Source organism: Pseudomonas neuropathica, from assembly GCF_051174785.1.
Taxonomy (GTDB): Bacteria; Pseudomonadota; Gammaproteobacteria; order Pseudomonadales; family Pseudomonadaceae; genus Aquipseudomonas; species Aquipseudomonas neuropathica_A.
In genome coordinates, this window is record NZ_CP195111.1 from 1,438,261 (window position 1) to 1,457,074 (window position 18,814).

The 18,814-nt window shown below is 59.4% G+C and carries 17 protein-coding genes; 11 read left to right on the plus strand and 6 right to left on the minus strand.

The window, feature by feature from the left end; translation table 11 throughout:
* Positions 1–33: 33 nt before the first annotated feature.
* Positions 34–636 carry a molybdenum cofactor guanylyltransferase MobA gene (gene mobA / locus ACRRSD_RS06470; protein WP_435037555.1) on the plus strand — a complete coding sequence of 201 codons (603 nt, stop codon included), beginning with the start codon at positions 34–36 and terminating at the stop codon, positions 634–636.
* Between the two features lie 78 nt (positions 637–714).
* Entirely contained in the window at positions 715–936 is a 222-nt protein-coding gene (locus ACRRSD_RS06475; protein WP_007908660.1) for a YgdI/YgdR family lipoprotein, read from the plus strand.
* A gap of 80 nt (positions 937–1,016) precedes the next feature.
* On the opposite strand, the gene ACRRSD_RS06480 is transcribed toward ACRRSD_RS06475, so the two are convergent.
* The 3 genes from ACRRSD_RS06480 to ACRRSD_RS06490 form a co-directional block, all read right to left on the minus strand.
* Positions 1,017–1,907, minus strand: coding sequence for a pseudouridine synthase (locus ACRRSD_RS06480; protein ID WP_435037556.1), 891 nt, complete (start codon positions 1,905–1,907; stop codon positions 1,017–1,019).
* 70 nt (positions 1,908–1,977) lie between these two features.
* The gene (locus tag ACRRSD_RS06485; protein WP_003226726.1) at positions 1,978–2,295 is read right to left on the minus strand and encodes a transcriptional regulator; all 318 of its coding nucleotides are present in this window, start codon (positions 2,293–2,295) and stop codon (positions 1,978–1,980) included.
* A gap of 111 nt (positions 2,296–2,406) precedes the next feature.
* Positions 2,407–2,643, minus strand: a complete 237-nt coding sequence (locus ACRRSD_RS06490) for a glutaredoxin family protein (protein WP_150792975.1) — start codon at positions 2,641–2,643, stop codon at positions 2,407–2,409.
* A 208-nt stretch (positions 2,644–2,851) separates the two neighbouring features.
* On the opposite strand from ACRRSD_RS06490, the gene ACRRSD_RS06495 reads away from it, so the two are divergent.
* Positions 2,852–4,564 carry a cation:proton antiporter gene (locus tag ACRRSD_RS06495; protein WP_435037557.1) on the plus strand — a complete coding sequence of 571 codons (1,713 nt, stop codon included), beginning with the start codon at positions 2,852–2,854 and terminating at the stop codon, positions 4,562–4,564.
* On the opposite strand, the gene ACRRSD_RS06500 is transcribed toward ACRRSD_RS06495, so the two are convergent.
* On the minus strand, positions 4,561–5,769 hold the full coding sequence (locus ACRRSD_RS06500; protein ID WP_435037558.1) for an ammonium transporter: 1,209 nt from the start codon (positions 5,767–5,769) through the stop codon (positions 4,561–4,563). The genes ACRRSD_RS06495 and ACRRSD_RS06500 overlap by 4 nt on opposite strands.
* A 303-nt stretch (positions 5,770–6,072) precedes the next feature.
* Here ACRRSD_RS06500 and ACRRSD_RS06505 point away from each other — a divergent pair, with 303 nt between their 5' ends.
* The 8 genes from ACRRSD_RS06505 to ACRRSD_RS06540 all read left to right on the plus strand — a co-directional run bounded on the left by ACRRSD_RS06505 (position 6,073) and on the right by ACRRSD_RS06540 (position 17,431).
* Positions 6,073–6,387 (plus strand): DUF883 family protein, encoded by a 315-nt coding sequence (locus tag ACRRSD_RS06505; protein ID WP_038364228.1) that lies wholly within the window; start codon positions 6,073–6,075, stop codon positions 6,385–6,387.
* 2 nt (positions 6,388–6,389) lie between these two features.
* Positions 6,390–6,776 carry a phage holin family protein gene (locus ACRRSD_RS06510; protein WP_016985474.1) on the plus strand — a complete coding sequence of 129 codons (387 nt, stop codon included), beginning with the start codon at positions 6,390–6,392 and terminating at the stop codon, positions 6,774–6,776.
* On the plus strand, positions 6,773–7,111 hold the full coding sequence (locus tag ACRRSD_RS06515; RefSeq protein WP_435037559.1) for a hypothetical protein: 339 nt from the start codon (positions 6,773–6,775) through the stop codon (positions 7,109–7,111). The genes ACRRSD_RS06510 and ACRRSD_RS06515 overlap by 4 nt, the downstream gene beginning before the upstream one ends.
* Before the next feature lie 121 nt (positions 7,112–7,232).
* A complete protein-coding gene (locus ACRRSD_RS06520; RefSeq protein WP_435037560.1) occupies positions 7,233–8,396 on the plus strand; it encodes an EAL domain-containing protein in 1,164 nt (387 codons plus the stop codon).
* A 76-nt stretch (positions 8,397–8,472) separates the two neighbouring features.
* On the plus strand, positions 8,473–9,801 hold the full coding sequence (locus ACRRSD_RS06525; RefSeq protein ID WP_077573918.1) for a deoxyguanosinetriphosphate triphosphohydrolase: 1,329 nt from the start codon (positions 8,473–8,475) through the stop codon (positions 9,799–9,801).
* Between the two features lie 357 nt (positions 9,802–10,158).
* Positions 10,159–10,785 carry a response regulator transcription factor gene (locus ACRRSD_RS06530; RefSeq protein ID WP_038364238.1) on the plus strand — a complete coding sequence of 209 codons (627 nt, stop codon included), beginning with the start codon at positions 10,159–10,161 and terminating at the stop codon, positions 10,783–10,785.
* A gap of 8 nt (positions 10,786–10,793) precedes the next feature.
* Positions 10,794–14,438: a transporter substrate-binding domain-containing protein gene (locus tag ACRRSD_RS06535; protein ID WP_435037561.1), complete on the plus strand. Its 3,645-nt coding sequence runs from the start codon at positions 10,794–10,796 to the stop codon at positions 14,436–14,438.
* A 47-nt stretch (positions 14,439–14,485) separates the two neighbouring features.
* Positions 14,486–17,431, plus strand: a complete 2,946-nt coding sequence (locus tag ACRRSD_RS06540) for an HD domain-containing phosphohydrolase (protein WP_435037562.1) — start codon at positions 14,486–14,488, stop codon at positions 17,429–17,431.
* Here the strand turns inward: ACRRSD_RS06540 and ACRRSD_RS06545 are convergent, their stop codons facing one another.
* Both ACRRSD_RS06545 and ACRRSD_RS06550 read right to left on the minus strand, forming a co-directional pair.
* A complete protein-coding gene (locus tag ACRRSD_RS06545) occupies positions 17,432–17,914 on the minus strand; it encodes a GAF domain-containing protein (RefSeq protein WP_401044197.1) in 483 nt (160 codons plus the stop codon). It abuts the gene before it with no gap.
* Positions 17,911–18,801, minus strand: a complete 891-nt coding sequence (locus ACRRSD_RS06550; RefSeq protein ID WP_038364248.1) for an ATP-binding protein — start codon at positions 18,799–18,801, stop codon at positions 17,911–17,913. The genes ACRRSD_RS06545 and ACRRSD_RS06550 overlap by 4 nt, the downstream gene beginning before the upstream one ends.
* Positions 18,802–18,814: the final 13 nt, after the last annotated feature.

An 18,814-nucleotide genomic window follows, 5' to 3' on the forward strand; every position in this document is an offset into this window, starting at 1 on the left:
CTCATTTTTTCGCCGCCCCTCTGGAGAGCTGCCATGCCCCTGAATACGCAACTGCCCCTCTGCTCCATTCTGCTCCTGGCAGGTGGACGCGGCCAACGCATGGGCGGTCAGGACAAAGGCCTGGTCGAGTGGCAGGGCGAGCCGTTGATCGCGCATTTGCAGCGCAAGGTCCGTGCACTGACTGACGACCTGATCATCTCCTGCAACCGCAATCGCGAGCGTTATGCGCCGTTTGCCGATCAATTGGTGGTCGATGACGAGGGCGATTTTCCGGGGCCATTGGCCGGCATTCGTGCGGGGCTGAAAGCTGCGCGCCATTCGCACCTGCTGGTCTTGCCCTGTGATGTCCCACGCATTGACGCAGCGTTGCTGCAAAGCATGCGCGAGACGGCCAATCACAATCCTGAAAAACCTTTAATGTTGCGCCATGACGAACATTGGGAACCGTTGCTGTGCGTGATTCCGGTGGCACTTCTACCGGCCTTCGAAGAAGCCTGGAGCGCCGGTGAACGCAGCCCCGGCCGCGTCATGCGCAACCTTGGCGCCACTGCCCTGCAATGCCCGGACAACGACCCGCGACTGGCCAACCTGAACACCCCCGAACTGTTAAATTCCCACAACACTGTGTCAGACTGACAGCATTCAAGGAACTCTCACGCCTTGTATACGTCTCAAGCTCAGTAACCAAAAGAATTCCCATTCGGAGACACACCCATGACTCAACGGACCCTCGCCACTTTCATGCTCGCACTGGGCCTTGCCACCCTCGCCGGTTGCTCGTCGCCTACAGTGATCACCTTGAATGACGGTCGCGAAATCCAGGCCGTCGACACCCCGAAATACGATGACGATTCGGGCTTCTACGAGTTCAAACAGCTGGACGGCAAAGAAACCCGCATCAACAAGGATCAGGTTCGTACCGTTAAAGAGCTGTAAGCTCTGGGTCGACACCGGATACAGAAAAGCCCGCAGTGATTGCGGGCTTTTTCATGGGCGCTCGAAAAGTGAAGTCGGTATCACCACTGCAGCGTGATCCGGCTCTCGAATTCGCGCTCGTCACCGGTCACCGGGTCGATAAACCGCAGACCTTGCGCCAGCAACTTCAACGGATTGGCGTAGTCGTCCTCGGCGTCTTTCAACACAACCGGATAAAAAGGATCGTTACAGATGCTCGCGCCCAACGCTGTCATGTGGACGCGCAGTTGATGTTTCTTGCCGGTCACCGGAAACAACCCATAACGCCACAGATCGCCATGTTTTTCCCGGACCTCTACCGCCGTTTCGGTATTGCTGGCACCCGCGCCTTCCTGCATGCGGAAAAACGGTTCGCCATCCACCAGACGGCTTTTGTGTACCAATGGGAAATCCAGATCAGGCAGCGCCGGCGCGATAGCCTCATAACGCTTGTCGATCTGTCGCGTGGGGAATAGTGACTGATAGGCCGAGCGGGTTTGCGGATTGGCCGAGAAAATCACCAGTCCCGCCGTGTGCCGGTCGATGCGGTGCAAAGGCACCAGGTGGGGATTGTCCAAGCGACGAATCAGCCTGCGCAACAAGGTTTGCTCAACGTATTCTCCGGCGGGCGTCACCGGCAGAAAATGCGGTTTGTCAGCCACCACCAGATGTTCGTCCGCATACAGAATCGACTCGACCACCGGAATCGGCTTCTCGTCCGGCACTTCGCGAAAATAATGAATCCGCAAACCTTCCTTGTAAGCCAGATCCACCGAGATCGGCTGGCCATGACCATCCAGCACCCGTCCCCGGGCGATCCGGTCCAGCCATTGTTCGCGGTCAATCGCGCGGAAATGCTCGCACAGACAATCGAGTACGGTCAGCCACGCACCGGGCGGCAGATAAAGCGTGCTCGCCTGATTCTGAGCGGCAGAGAATGTAGATGTGGACATACGAGATTCGGACCCTCAATACAGCTCGGCATTATCCAACACTGAGTGAGACGAACCTAGCGCAGAATGCTCAGGCCGGGATCGACTTGAGCGCTGCAGCTTCTGTGAACTCCTTGAGCCAGCGCAGCACATCGACGGCCTCCCAGCGGCCCGGGTCATACAAGGCGTAGAGCAAACCCTGGTAACCGACCACATCCAGTTGTTTGTGGTAACCGGCACGCTGAAACAAGGCCTCGATTTCGGCAAAGCAAGTGTTGAAATGCAGCTTGTTGAACGGCGTCTTGCCTTCCGTGACCAGCCCGTCCAGGCGCAATTCGAGAACGGCCTCACGCACCACGTCAACCGACATCCGGTTCACGCTGTTCTTCAACTGTTCGACATTGACCACGGTTCATCCCTCTGACGCATTTACTGTATGCCCATACAGTAACCGAACAATCCGCAAAATGCCAAGGAATGGATGGCAGCGGCGACCGGCGGGATGAACCACAAAAGCGGATTAACCCAGAAACGCGACGACTTCATCAGCACTGAATGGCCAGTCCAGTTCTGCCCCGGTGTCGATGCGGCGCAACACCGGAATTCGCAGGCTGTAAGCCGCATACCAAGACTCATCCTCAGCAATATCGACCAATTCAACCAACAGGCCATGCTCGACAAGAGGCATCAGCTCGGCCTCGGCGACTTCACACAAATGGCATCCAAGGGTGCCGAACAGCTGACATTCAGGAGGCATGATTGCTCAACCAAAAAATGAGTGGGCCTATTCTAGGCCGCACCTGAAAACCCGTCGAGCCACCGCCGCCCAAAGGCTCCAGCCCCCCTACAAAGGCTCACAGGCAAAACCCTGACGCAAATCAGTCTGTACAAAACCCAATTACGCGATCCTCCCGGCCTTTTTGCCTCTACGCTTGAAAAGCCTGAATCTGACATCGGAGTGTCCAGTGTTTGCCAATCTGTTGATCATCCTCGCCTCATCCCTCGTGGTGATTGCCCTGTTCCGGCGCCTTCGATTGCCGCCGGTTCTGGGTTATCTGTGCGTGGGACTGCTGGTCGGACCGAGCGCATTCGACTGGGTCAACGAAAGCGAACACTTGCCGGATGTCGCCGAGCTGGGCGTGGTGTTTCTGTTGTTTTCACTAGGCCTGGAGTTCTCCCTGTCGAAGATGATCGCTCTGCGCCAAGTGGTGTTCCGTCTCGGCAGTCAGCAGGTGCTGATCAGCACCGCGCTGCTGGGCCTGCTGCTGATGCTGCTCGGCATGCCAATGACGCCAGCGCTGTTGCTCGGCGCCGGGCTTTCGCTGTCATCTACGGCGATTGTGACCAAAGAATTGGGCAGCCTCGGCGAGGTGTTCAGCAGCCACGGCCAGAATGCCGTTGGCGTGTTGCTGTTTCAGGACGTGGTCGCGGTGTTGCTGCTGACGTTGGTGCCGGTGTTTGCCGGCAGCAGCGAGCAGGCCTGGTACTGGGCGTTGCCACTGACCCTGGCAAAAACCGGGGTGCTGTTTGTCGGTCTACTGCTAGCCAGTCGCTGGTTACTGCCGCGGCTGTTTCATGAAGTGGCCGCGTCACGCTCGGCAGAGTTGTTCGTGCTGCTGGCGCTAGTGATTGTGCTGCTGACCGCCTGGCTGACTCACCTGCTGGGCCTGTCCCCTGCCCTCGGTGCATTTCTGGCCGGCATGTTGCTCGGTGAAAGCCACTATCGGCACCAGATCGAAGCCGACATCCGGCCATTTCGCGACATCCTGCTCGGGGTGTTTTTCGTCAGCATCGGCATGCTCATCGACCTGCAACTGTTCCTCAGTCACAGCCTGCTGATCCTCGGACTCACCGTCGGGTTGATGGTGATCAAGGGCATCGTCGTGGCATTGCTGGTGAAGTGGCGCGGCAGTGACAGCGAAACGGCGTGGCGCAGCGGTCTGGCGCTGGCCCAGGGGGGCGAGTTCTGCTTCGCACTGATGGCGCAGATGCAGCAACACAGCATGATGCCCGAAGGTCTTGGCAACCTGCTGCTTGCGGCGACATTCTGCTCGATGCTGCTGACGCCGCTGTTGCTACGTGCCGCGCCACGTATTGCGGCAGTCCTGCACCGCAAACCCAATGAGGAAGCGCAGATCGAAGAGATCAGCGCACTCAACGCCGACCTCAACCAGCATGTGGTGATTTGCGGCTACGGCCGCGTCGGCCAATCCATCGGTCGTTTCATGCGCAATGCCAAACAGCCCTATATCGCACTGGACAATGACCCGGTCCGGGTGCAGGAAGCTGCCAGTGGAGAAAGTGACGTGCATTACGGCGACTCGTCGCGCGGCGATCTGCTGAACGCCGTTGGCCTGCTGCGCGCAAAACTGCTGGTGGTCGCCGTGGATCAGAGTGACATTGCCCTGCGCATCCTCAAGGAAGCGCGTCGGCTCAACGCCCATGTGCCGATCCTGGTTCGCACCCGCGACGACAGCCAATGGGCCGAATTGAAAGCCGCCGGCGCCAACGAAGTGGTGCCGGAGCTATTGGAGTCAAGCCTGATGCTCGCCTCTCACGCCTTGATCATGCTCGGTCTGCCGGCGCATCAGGTGCAGGAGAAAGTCGATCAGGTGCGCATCGACCGCTATCGCCTGCTTCACGGTTTTTATCCCGGTAGCGATGATGCCGAAACTTAGTCCTGGCTTACCGCGCCGATCTTGTGCAGCGACAAGTCGGCGCCGTAATACTCTTGTTCCTGACTCAGGCGCAGCCCGTGCAGCGCTTTGATCGCGCCGTATACGACGAAGCCACCGAGCAGCGCCACAGCGACGCCGAGTGCGGTGCCGATCAACTGACTGATCAGGCTGACGCCACCGATCCCGCCGAGCGCGGTCTGGCCGAAGATCCCGCAGGCAATCCCGCCCCAGACGCCGCACAAACCGTGCAATGGCCACACGCCCAAGACATCGTCGATGCGCCATTTCACCTGCGCGGCGGTAAAGCACCAGACGAACAGCGCGCCGGCAATTGCACCGGTCACCAGCGCACCGACCGGATGCATCAGATCGGACCCGGCACAGATCGCCACCAGACCGGCCAATGGGCCGTTGTGCAGGAAGCCCGGGTCATTGCGCCCGACGAGCAGCGCTGCCATGGTGCCGCCGACCATCGCCATCAACGAATTGACCGCTACCAGACCACTGACGCCTTGCAGCGTCTGCGCGCTCATCACGTTGAAGCCGAACCAGCCGACAATCAGAATCCACGAACCCAGGGCCAGGAAAGGAATGCTCGAGGGTGCGAACGCCACCAGACGCCCGTCGCGGTAACGGCCATTGCGCGGCCCGAGCAACAATACCGCTGCCAGCGCCAGCCAACCGCCCATGGCGTGCACCACCACGGAACCGGCGAAATCATGGAAAGCGGCGCCGAACTGCACCTTCAGCCACGCTTGCAGACCGTAGTTGCCGTTCCAGATCATGCCTTCGAAAAACGGGTAGATGAACGCGACAATCAAGGCCGTGGCGCACAACTGCGGCACGAAACGCGCGCGCTCGGCGATGCCGCCGGAAATGATCGCCGGGATCGCAGCGGCAAACGTCAGCAGGAAGAAAAACTTCACCAGTCCATAACCGTGATCGGCACTCAGCACCGCCGCCGGTTGTATGAAGGTCACGCCATAGGAGATCCAATAGCCTATAAAGAAATAGGCCAGCGTCGAGACGGCGAAGTCACTGAGAATTTTCGACAGCGCATTGACCTGGTTTTTTTGACGGACCGTGCCGACCTCCAGAAAGGCGAAACCGGCATGCATTGCCAGCACCATCACCGCACCGATCAGAATGAACAAGGTATTGGAGCTGTGAACCAAGGTGTCCACAGCGCTTTGCAGATTTTCCATAAGCAGGCAGACCTAAAGGCGAAAAAGGCACCAAAGCGGTTCATACGCACATTTCATGCACCAAGTTGCGACCACGCAGTCACCGATCCGCAGGTCCGGCGAACTGTTCTGGCGCACAAGGTCGATGTGCTGACACGAACCAGATTGTTCGGGATAAGGTTTTTCAAGGCATACGCCCGGCAACAGCGCACAACAGTCGGGCGACGCACCACGACACAGCAAAAGTTGTACCAGTCATTTGTACTGAACCTTCACGCAAGGCTCATACTCGAACGCTTCAGACGTCACTTACGGAGATCCACCATGGCCAGCATCAAGGCAAAGACTGCTCAAGAAATCCTCATGAACGACTTCCAGACTTTGGTCGCCGACACCGAGCGGTTGCTCGAGCACACCGCTACCTTGGCCGGCGATCAGGCTGATGAGCTGCGCGGGCAGATCCACGACAGCCTGCTGCGTGCTCGCGAGACCCTGAAACTGACCGAAGAAACCCTGCGTGATCGCGGTCAGGCTGCGGTCACCGCCACTGAAGATTACGTCTCGGCCAACCCATGGCAGTCTGTCGGTATCGCCGCCGGTGTCGGCTTTCTGATCGGCCTGCTGGCCACTCGGCGCTGATTATGTCGATCGGTGAATCCGGCCCGACTGCGGGCACCGCCTCTTCCACGCGACGCTTGGGCGCCGCTGTTCTGGGTCTGCTGCACAGCCATGTCGAATTGTTCGGCATCGAATTGCAGGAGCAGAAATCCCGTACCGTCAGCCTGTTGCTGTTCGCCGGCCTGGCCCTGGTCTTTGCCCTGTTGTTGCTGGTGGGCTTATCGACCTTGGTGATGATCGTGTTCTGGGACACTTACCGGCTTGCCGCGATCATTGGCCTGTGCGTTTTCTATACCCTTGCCTCGATCTTCTGCGGGCTGCGCCTCAAGGCGGCGATCTTCGATGAGTCCTCACCTTTCCACGGCACGCTCGAAGAGCTGGCCAACGACCGGGAGCGCCTGCTGCCATGAGCCTGCCTGAACTGCCACACAACAGCTCGCGTCGGGAAATGCGCAAGGCGTTGATCCGCCTGCGCATGGAAATGCATCGTCAGGAGATCCGCCATGAAGCCGGGCAAGTGCTGCAGCCTCTGCATCGCATGCGCGGCATGTCGCAAAACCTGCAAGGTGGCTTCGGCATCAAACACGCGCCGTTGTGGGGCGTGGCTGCCATTACGCTGCTGGGCTTTATCACCGGCAAAGGCGCGAAAAGCGGCGGCGTTGGCGGATTGACTCGCTTGATCCGACTCGGCACCAGTCTTGGGCCGCTGATCAAACTGGTAATGCAGAGTTCGGCAAAACGCTAAGCAGATACATCTGGCTACATTCTTGCAGTAGCGGCGGGATGAACCTCTTTATCCGGAGGTTCAATCCCGTACGCCTATCCGGCTGGCGGGGTTCAACCAAAACAAGAACCAAGGAGGCCCCGTGATCGACGGGCAACCGCTCGCCTGCTTTCAACCTTTTATCGATACCGCCACGGGACGCATCGCTGGCGTCGAAGCGCTGGGCCGCCTGCGCCAGGCCGACGGTCAACTGACTTCGGTCGGGCCGTTGTTCGCCGACCCGCGCACACCCGCCATTGCCCTGCGCCGCCTCGACCGGCAGATCCGCGACAACGCCTTGAGCCGCCTGCATGAAGCACCGGCAGACTGGTTTCTCAGCCTGAACATGTCGCCGCGCTGGATCAGTCGCTTGCGCGCCGATCAAGCCCTGCCCAGCCTCAAACAATTGGCGCGCTACGCTATCGATCCGCAACGCATCGTCTTCGAGATCACCGAACTGGGTGGCAATGGTCAACGCCTGGCCGAAGTCGTCGCGCGCTATCGCGAAGCCGGGGCGAGAATCGCCATCGATGACTTTGGCGCCGGCTACTCGCAACTGGATCGGGTGCTGGCGCTGCAACCGGACATTCTCAAACTCGATATGCGTCTGTTTCAGGCCGCGGCACTGGGCGGGCCGAGCAGTGATGTGGTCAAGGCACTCGCACAGATGGCCGAGAAAACCGGCTGCTGGATCATCGCCGAGGGTGTCGAGACCGAAGCGCAATTGAATTTTGCTCTGGAATGCGGATCGCGCTATGTGCAGGGTTTCCTGTTCGCGCGGGCGCAGGAGGCGTTTTTTCCCACCGATGCGTTTGTGCAACGCTTTGCCGAACTGCGCCAGCGCTATGTTCGGCAGAAACTCGCTGAGCGTGGGCGGCTGATGCAAATGCGCCAGCAACTGGCTGAACTGATGTCGATCCTGCAAGCCTGGGCTCAGGCTCATGCCCCGTTGAGCGCATTGCCACAACTGGACGCCTTCCCATGGCTGTTACGGTTCTATCAATGCGATCGTCACGGCACGCAACTGACGCCCAATCTGGAATGGCGGCAGCACGGCTGGGTCGCCGACAATCGTTATCTGGGGCACAACTGGTCCTGGCGTCCGTACTTCTATCATTTGCTCGCCGAAGGCTGGGAGGAGCGGCGTCTGACGCTCTCCAATACCTACCGCGATGCCACCAGCAATCAGTACTGCCTGACGGCCGGGCAATTTTTCGACAACGGTGAGCGTTTGCTGCTGATCGACATCGACGCGGCGGGACTGTAGTTCCACTTGCAGGGGCGGGCGTGAACCGGGAAGCTAGGCGCCAACGCCCCCAGTCACCTGACGGAGAGAATCAGCCTTGGATTGGCACACCCTGCTCAACCGCGAACGCCTCGGCAAGCCGCTGCACAGCCCGCAAGAACTTGGCCGCAGCCCTTTTCACAAAGACCATGACCGCATCATTTTCTCCGGTGCCTTCCGCCGTCTCGGGCGCAAGACCCAGGTTCACCCGGTCACCAGCAACGACCACATCCACACGCGCCTGACTCATTCGCTGGAAGTCAGTTGCGTCGGCCGTTCGTTGGGCATGCGGGTGGGCGAGACCCTGCGCAGTGCCTTGCCCGAATGGTGCGACCCGGCCGATCTCGGCATGGTGGTGCAGTCGGCGTGTCTGGCTCACGACATCGGCAATCCGCCGTTCGGCCATTCCGGTGAAGATGCCATTCGCCACTGGTTCCAACAGGCCGCCGGGCGTGGCTGGCTCGACGGCATGAGTGAAGCCGAACGGGCTGACTTCCTCAATTTCGAAGGTAATGCCCAAGGCTTTCGGGTACTGACTCAGCTTGAATACCACCAGTTCGATGGCGGCACACGGCTGACCTACGCCACGCTCGGCACCTACCTGAAGTACCCGTGGACTGCGCGCCACGCCGATTCGTTGGGTTACAAGAAACACAAGTTCGGCTGCTATCAGAGCGAGTTGCCGTTGCTTGAGCAGATCGCCCATAAACTGGGCCTGCCGCAAATCGAAGACCAGCGCTGGGCTCGCCATCCGCTGGTGTACCTGATGGAAGCGGCCGACGACATCTGCTACGCGCTGATTGATCTCGAAGACGGTCTCGAAATGGAGCTGCTGGAGTACGCCGAAGTCGAATCGCTGCTGCTCGGGCTGGTGGGCGATGATCTGCCGGAAACCTATCGTCAGCTCGGCCCGCAGGATTCGCGCCGACGCAAACTGGCAATCCTGCGCGGCAAGGCCATCGAGCATTTGACCAACGCCGCCGCACGCGCATTTGTCGAGCAACAGGACGCGCTGCTTGCCGGCACGCTGCATGGCGATCTGGTCGAACACATGCACGGTCCGGCCAAGCGTTGCGTGTTGAATGCCAAGGACATCGCCCGCAAGAAAATCTTTCAGGACAAACGCAAAACCCTGCATGAGATCGGCGCGTATACGACGCTGGAGATCCTGCTCAACTCGTTTTGCGGCGCGGCACTGGAACAACACAATGGTCGCACACCGTCGTTCAAGAGCCGGCGCATTCTCGATCTGTTGGGCAGTAACGCACCGGATCCGCAAGGTTCGTTACACACCTCGTTTCTGCGCATGATCGATTTCATTGCCGGCATGACCGACAGCTACGCCAGCGACATGGCACTGGAAATGACCGGCCGCTCCAGTCACTGACCCAGGTACATGCGGGCGGCCATGACATTGGTCACCCGCATGTCTCACGTCGATCCGCATGCTTTTGACAAATGACTGATATCACCGGGAAAGCCACTATTGCCCACGGTCGGATCAGCAACTTTAAACATCTATAAAACCCCATTTACAACCAGCACTTGCAAATCAATAAAGTCAAACTATAAGGCCGTTCAAATCCTGCACTTCCTTACGTCAAACCTAGTTTGAACGTAGTCCGCTTCCTTATTAATTGTAGGAATAATCCGATAACGCGACTGGAGCCATGTCACTCCATGCGAGTGCTCATTCATCTGAGCTAAGGTGCGCGCTTTATTCGTGCTTGCATGGGATTTGATTATGAACTCCGTTTTTATTGTCGACGATCACCCGGTCATCCGTCTCGCCGTTCGAATGCTACTGGAGCATGAAGGTTACAAGGTCGTTGGTGAAACCGATAACGGCGTCGACGCCATGCAAATGGTGCGCGAGTGCATGCCCGACCTGGTCATTCTCGATGTGAGCATTCCCAAGCTGGACGGGCTGGAAGTGCTGGCCCGCTTCAATGCCATGGGCTCCCCCCTGAAAATCCTGATTCTGACGGCCCAGTGCCCGACACTGTTCGGCATTCGCTGCATGCAATCCGGCGCATCGGGTTATGTCTGTAAACAGGAGGAATTGAGCGAACTGGTCAGCGCGATAAAAGCGGTACTTTCCGGTTACAACTATTTCCCCAGTCAAGCATTGAATCCGGTTCGCAGCGACGATATCCGTTTTGCCGAGCTGGAACTTTTCAAATCCGTCAATGATCGCGAATTGATGGTCTTGCAACTGTTCGCCCAGGGTCGCACCAACAAGGAAATCGCCAAAGGCATGTTCCTGAGTAATAAAACCGTCAGCACTTACAAAAAACGCCTGATGCAAAAACTCAAGGCCAAATCCCTTGTAGAACTTATCGAGATGGCCAAACGAAACGCACTCGTGTGAGAGCCCGCATGCCCAGCCGTTTAAAGGACTATTTAATTGCGTTGAGCGCAGGTCTTTACCTGAGCAGCAACGTGTTCGCCATGCCCGGCACTTCACCGGACTATGCCTTACTCAGCCGGTCGGCGAGCGAATCGGTGCCGGTCACCTTCGAACAGTCCCAACGGCAGTGGCTGCTTGAGCGTAACGAACTGGTTCTGGGCACCTCCGCGCCCGACTATCCGCCTTTTGACATGACGGTCAGTGGCAAGGATTACGAAGGCCTGACGGCCGACTACGCCGGACTCCTCGGCCAAGCCACCGGCTTGCTGATCCGGGTGCAGCGTTTCCCCTCCCGGGATGCGGCGATTCGCGCGCTCCTCGATGGCCAGGTCGACCTGCTGGGTACTGCGAACGGGTTCGAGGCGAGCAATGCCAACCTGGCGCTATCGATGCCCTATGCCATTGACCAGCCGGTGCTGGTCACCCGCGAAGACGAAACCCGCTCCCTCACCGAAGGCCTCGCCGGACTGCGATTGAGCATGGTGTATCACTACTTGCCGCTGCCCGAAGTCAAGGCGCTGTATCCCAAAGCACTCATCACCTGCTACCCCTCCTACCAGAATGCGATCAACGCCGTTGCATTCGATCAGGCCGATGTCTTTCTCGGCGACACCCTGTCCACGCACTACATGATCAATAAGGGCTACCTGAACAACGTGCGCATGGCCAATTTCGGCAAGCAGGAAGCCCAGGGTTTCAGCTTCGCCGTGCGCCGCGACAACCCACAACTGCTGGACGTCATCGACTCCGTACTCAAGGCTGTGCCGGCCAGCGAACGCGAGAATATCGCCAAGCGCTGGAGCGCCGGCAGCGACCTGTTGCTCACCGACCAGAAACTGCAACTGACCCAGCGCGAAGAATCCTGGCTCAAACAACACCCGGTGGTCAGCGTGGTGGTCAATGAAGCGTTCGCGCCGCTGACGTTCTTTGACAACGACGGCAATTTTCGCGGCATCAGTGCCGACCTGCTCGAGCTGATCCGTCTGCGCACCGGCCTGCGTTTCGAGATCCGCCGCAGCCGCAACGACGCGGAAATGATCCAGCAGATAGACCGTCATCAAGCCGATCTGATCGCCGCTTTACTGCCGACGACGGAGCGCGAAAAAACCCTCAATTTCAGTCGTCCTTACCTGGAAAACTCCTACGTTCTGCTGACCCGCAAAAGCGCCGATGGCCCGACCAATCTGGGCCAGCTCAGAGACAAACAACTGGCGATTGCTCAGGGCAATCCGATGGTCGAGTACCTGCGCCGCGAGTATCCACGCATCCATTTGATCGAAACGGCGGATACCTTCAGCGCGGTGTCGCTGCTCGCGGAAGGCCAGGTCGATGGCGCGGTCAACTCGCTGGTGATTGCCAACTACTTCATTTCATCGCGGATTTTTAACCAGCCGTTGCAAATCACCACCACCATCGGCACCAGCCAGGCTGCGTTTTCCCTGGCGACCGCCAGCGACAGCACGGAGCTGGCGTCGATCATCAACAAGGCCCTGTTGAGCATCGCGCCGGATGAACTGGGCGTGATCAATGGCCGCTGGCGCGGTTACTCCACGGCATCGCAGAACATCTGGCACAACTACCAGCGCCTGTTCTATCAAGTGATCATCGGCGCGTGCCTGTTACTGCTGCTGCTATTGGCGTGGAACGCCTACATGCGCCACCAGATCAAACAACGCCAGGCGGCCGAACGGGCGCTGAACGACCAGTTCGAATTCATGCGTTCGCTGGTCGACGGCACACCCCATCCGATTTATGTGCGCGACCGCCGGGGCCTGTTGCAAAGTTGCAATGAAAGCTATCTCGAAGCATTCAGTGCCCGGCGCGAGGATGTGATCGGCAAGAGCGTCATTGAAGGCACCCTGAGTAACGCCTTCGAGGCCCAGGCCTTTCAGGCCGATTACCAGCGCGTCGTTGCCGAAGGCACGCCGATGGTCGTCGACCGGCCTCTGCACATCGGCAACCGAAGGCTGACGATCTATCACTGGATACTGCCGTACCGCGACTCCAGCGGCGAGGTCAAAGGCATCATCGGCGGCTGGATCGACATCAGCGAGCGCCGCCAGTTGTTCGATGAACTGCGTACGGCCAAAGAACGCGCGGATGAGGCCAACCGGGCGAAAAGCACCTTTCTGGCGACCATGAGTCACGAAATCCGTACACCGATGAATGCGGTGATCGGCATGCTCGAACTGACGCTCAAACGCATGGATCAACACCACCCGGACCGCTCTTCGATCGACACCGCCTACCATTCGGCCAAGGACTTGCTGGGCTTGATCGGCGATATTCTCGATATCGCCCGGATCGAATCCGGACGCCTGAGCCTTTGTCCGGAACGGGTCAATCTGGTCGACACCGTAGCGTCAGTGGCAAGGATCTTCGACGGCCTCGCCCGGCAGAAAAACCTCAGCCTGCAAGTCATCTTCAATCCGCCGGATCTGGCCGTCGATGTGTATCTGGATCCACTGCGTTTCAAGCAGGTACTGTCGAATCTGGTCAGCAATGCCATCAAGTTCACCGAACAAGGACAGGTACGGATCACCCTGGATCTGATGAACACCGATGTGCCTGCCCGCGCCCTGATGCAACTGACCGTACAGGACAGCGGCGTCGGCATCAGTGCCGAGGATCAGCAGCGCTTGTTCGAACCGTTTGCCCAAGCGGAAAACAGTAGCCAGCAAGGCAGAAGCGGCGCCGGCCTGGGGCTGGTGATCAGTCGCAACCTGTGCGAAATGATGGGCGGACAACTGCAATTGAGCAGTCAGCCGGGCATCGGCACGCAGGTCTGCATCTCTCTGGCCCTGGAAACACTGCCGATACAGGTGAGCACGGTGAAAAGTGAACCCGCGATCAAGACATCACAGGCACCTCTGCGTGTGCTGGTGGTCGATGACCATCCCGCCAATCGCTTGTTGATGTGTCAGCAACTGGAGTTTCTCGGTCATGACTTCAGCATTGCCGAGAACGGCTGTGATGGGCTGAAGCTTTGGAAGGCCGGCCACTTCGATCTGGTGATTGCCGACTGCAACATGCCGTTGATGAATGGCTATGAACTGACCCGCGCCATTCGTCAGCATGAACTGCAGGCGCGCTGCCCGCCCTGCACCGTGCTGGGCTTCACGGCCAATGCGCAACCCGAGGAAATCCAGCGCTGCAAACAGGCCGGCATGAACGATTGCCTGTTCAAACCCCTGAGCCTGAGCCTGCTCAGCCAGTGCGTCGATGGCATCACGCCGACGGCAGCGCCACCGGCCTTCAACCTGCAGAACATGAACATGCTGACCGGTGGCAACCCTGCGCAGGCTCGCCGTCTGTTGGCCGAGTTGCTCAAAAGCAGCCGCCTGGACCGCCAGGAACTGCTCGCGCTGTCGCCCGAAAATGACCACGGCGCGCTGGCGGTGGTCGCTCACAAAATCAAAGGGGCCGCGCGTATCGCTCAGGCATCGCGTGTAATCGAGTGTTGCGATGCCCTTGAGCAGGCTTGCGCCGAGGCAATGTCGACAGATGAAATCGCTCGCCGTTGCGAGGCGAGTAACCAGGCGATGCTCGATCTCGAGCAGGCCTTGCAGCAACAATTGGCGGTGTCGGATCAAAGCACGATGAGCTTGCCTTAACTATGCTTGGCGCTGAGCAGTGAGTTAAACATCATGGAGAACCAGAAATGCCCAGCCCACTGCGCCCGGAGCAACGCCGGTTCCCGCTGCATGTGCACATCAGCGTCATGTTCACATTCCTCCTGCTGCTCACCGGGGTCGTGCTGGGGCTGTTCAATTACCGCCAGACCACGCAGATCATCCTGTCGAGCAGCGAGAAGCTGTTCGAGCGGATCGAACAGGACGTTCGACTGGACATGTCCGCCACCTATCAGCCGATCCGCCACCTGCTGAGTTTGCTGGCCGACAATCCCGCCACTCAGGCCGCTCGCCTTGAGCAACGCTTGCCTTTGCTCCGACCGTTCAGCCAGTCGCTCGTCGACAACCCGAATCTGGCCTCGCTGTATCTGGGCTATGCCAATGGCGATTTTTTCATGGTGCGACCGTTGCGCAGCGCCGCTTTGAAGACGCTGCTCAAGGCCCCGGATGCGGCGGCGTACCAGGTCTGGAGTATCGAGCATGACCCGCAGGGCGCGGCGCACTCGCAGTCACTGTTCTTCGATCAGGCACTGACGCCGATCGGCGGTCAGGACAACCCTGAGGACCGCTACGATCCGCGCAGCCGTGCGTGGTTCAACGATGCTCGCCAGCAAAATCAACAGATCACCACCGAGCCCTATGTATTCTTCTCCACGCACAACGTCGGCACCACGCTGGCCCGACGCAGCGGCGAGAACGCCGTCATCGGCGCTGACCTGACGCTGGTCGCCCTGTCGGCCGCGCTGAGCAAGCATGTCGTCACACCGTCCACCGACATCGCCCTGTTCGATGCCGACGGCAACGCCGTGGCCTACCCCGACAGCCAGCGTCTGATCGTCGATGGCAGCACGGCGCATCTGGCCAAAGCAGCGGATCTGAGCCCGGGCCTGCACGCCCTCTTGTCCGGCACTCACACGGGCAATCGCCTGCAAGCAGATGGTCGCCAGTGGATCGTCGCTCGCACCAGCATTCAGGAGGGTGGCCCGAAAGGCTTGCAGTTGGCGCTGCTGGTGCCGGAAGACGAATTACTGGTCGATGCCTACCGCTTGCGCTGGCAAGGCGCGCTGATCACCCTCGCGACTCTGCTGTTGTGCCTGCCGCTGGGCTGGGTGATTTCGCGGATTCTGGTCAAGCCGCTGCATGCGCTGGTCAGGGAAGCCGATGCAATCCGCAGTTTCGATTTCAATTTTCCGCTGGCACGCCGCTCACCGGTGCTGGAAGTCGACCAGTTGAGCGTGTCGATGGCGCGCATGAAAGACACCTTGGCCAGTTTCTTCCGGATCACCGATACCCTCGGCGCCGAAACCCGCTTCGCCCCCCTGCTGCAACGGGTGCTGTTCGAAACGGTGCAGATTGCCCAGGCGCAGGCAGGCCTGATCTATCTGCGTGAAAGTGACAGTAGCCGCATGGAACCTTACGGACTGGTGATCGATGACACGCCTCAGGCGCTGGAAGCGTTCGACATTCAGGGCCACGACCTGCAACTCAACAAAGGCCCGGAATGGTTCGAACAATTGGTCAGCGCCAATAACGTGGTGAGCAACTTCGGCGTCGATCAGGCCGGGGATCTGCAGAAAGTCCTGCTGGCGATGCAATCGCCACGGGTCCATTTGATCGGCATCCGCTTGCACAATCGTCACGACGAGACCATCGGCCTGTTGATTCTACTGGTCAACGACAGCGGCGCGGCGGCGGACATGGAAAAACTGCGGCCCGACCGCATCGCGTTCCTGCAGGCTGTTTCCGGTGCGGCGGCGGTGAGTATCGAGAGCCAACGCCTGCAAGCCCGCCAGAAGCAGTTGCTCGACGCCTTTATTCAATTGCTCGCCGGCGCCATCGACGCCAAAAGTCCGTACACCGGCGGGCATTGTCAGCGCGTGCCAGAGCTGACGCTGATGCTCGCCCAGGCAGCGGCGGCCAGTCAGGCGCCCGCCTTCAGTGCCTACCAGCCGAGCGAAGATGAATGGGAAGCCTTGCACATTGCCGCGTGGCTGCACGATTGCGGCAAGGTGACGACGCCGGAGTACGTGGTCGACAAGGCGACCAAACTGGAAACCATCAACGACCGTATTCATGAAATCCGCACCCGCTTCGAAGTGCTCAAGCGTGATGCCTGGATCAGCTTTTGGCAGGCGCGGGCCTTGGGCGGCGATGAGCCAGCACTGGCGCAATTGCGCGACGCCACGCTGGCGGCGCTCGATGACGACTTTGCGTTTGTCGCGCGCTGCAATCTGGGCAGTGAGGCCATGGCCGAAGCGGATCTGCAACGTCTTGATCAATTGGCGCAACGCACCTGGATGCGCACCCTTGACGACCGACTGGGGGTGTCATGGGAAGAAAACCGGCGCCAGGCGCGCACTTCGGCACCGAGTTTGCCGGTCAGTGAAAAGCTTCTGGCAGACAAGCCCGAGCACTTGCTCGAACGTAACCCGAGCGAGTTGATTCCCGAAGACAATCCATGGGGCTTCAAGCTGGATGTACCGCGCTACAAATACAATCGCGGCGAGCTGTATAACCTGAGCATCAGCCGCGGCACCCTGACCCGCGAAGAGCGTTACGTGATCAATCACCACATGGTGCAGACGATCATGATGCTCAGCCACCTGCCCTTCCCCGGCCACCTCGACAGCATTGCCGAAATCGCCGGCGGTCATCATGAAAAAATGGACGGCACCGGTTACCCGAAACGCCTGAAGCGTGAGGACATGAGCCTGCCGGCGCGGATGATGGCGATTGCCGATATCTTCGAGGCGCTGACCGCAGCCGACCGCCCGTACAAGAAAGCGAAAACCTTGAGTGAGGCGTTGGCGATCATGGCCACCATGTGCCGCGAAGCGCACATCGATGCGCAGCTGTTCGGTTTGTTCATCAACGAAGGCGTGTACATGCAGTACGCCGTGCGTTTTCTCGATCCCGGGCAGATCGACAACGTGGACCCGGCCAGCCTGTTGCACAAGGCTGGCCTTACCGCGTGATCAGCAGTCGGTCAAACGCAGGAAAATTGCCGCCAGTTGCTCGATACCGGCCTGATCCTGCGCAGCAAAACGCGCCAGCTTCGGGCTGTCGAGATCCAGTACACCGATCAGGCGACCATCCTTGACCAACGGCACGACCAGTTCACTGTTCGAAGCGCTGTCGCAGGCGATATGCCCGGGGAACGCGTGCACATCTTCAACGCGCTGGGTTTGCAGAGTGGCCGCCGCCGCACCGCACACACCCCGCCCAAACGGAATGCGTACGCAAGCGATCTGCCCCTGAAACGGCCCGAGCACCAGTTCTTCGTTACGGTTGAGGTAAAAACCCGCCCAGTTCAAGTCATCGAGCTGGTTGAACAGAAACGCCGAAAACTGCGCGGCGTTGGCGATGAAATCGCGCTCGTCCGCCAGCAGCGATTCCAGTTGTGCGGCCAACATGCCATAGCCTTCGAGGCCTTGGCCGCTTTGTTGCAAATCAATCATGCCTTGTGCTCCAACAATTTCAGTCCCACCCAGTAACGGGCGAATTGGTACGCGCAACGTCCGTTGCGATTACCGCGGCCGGTGGCCCAACGCACGGCAAGGATGTCCAGCTCTTCGTCGCGCTGCCAGTTCAGCCCGGCCTTCGCGGCCAATTGGCCAATCCAGTGTTCAACGACGTTGAGGAAGTGTTCTTGGGTAAACGGGTAGAACGACAGCCACAGACCGAAACGGTCCGACAGCGCGATCTTGTCTTCAACGGCTTCGCTGGGGTGCAGTTCGCCGTCGACGCGTTTCCAGTTTTCGTTGTCGCTTTCCTTCTCCGGCACCAAGTGGCGACGGTTGGAGGTGGCGTACAGCAAGACGTTATCCGGGGCCTGCTCAAGCGAACCGTCGAGTACGCTTTTGAGCACGCGATAATCGCCTTCTCCGGATTCGAACGACAAGTCATCGCAAAACAGCACGAAACGTTGCGGCAGTTTACCGATCTGCTCGACCACCCGCGGCAGATCCGCCAGATGATCGCGCTCGATCTCGATCAGGCGCAGGCCCGCAGCCGCGTGTTCCGCCAGCAACGCCCGCACCAGCGAAGACTTGCCGGTACCGCGCGAGCCCCACAGCAACGCATGGTTGGCCGGCATGCCATCAAGAAATTGCTGGGTGTTGCGCCCCAGTTGTTCGAGCTGACGGTCAACACCGATCAGGTCGGACAGACGCATGTCGAGGCTGACCTCCAACGGCAACAGGTAGCCGCTGCGCCCGTCACGCTGCCAGCGCGCCGCCAGACAAGTTCCCCAGTCGATCACCGGCCGTGGTGCCGGCAACAGCGGTTCGATCCGCGCCAGAACCGACTCGGCGCGTTCAAGAAAAGCATTCAATCGGGAATCCACGTCTTCTCCTCGG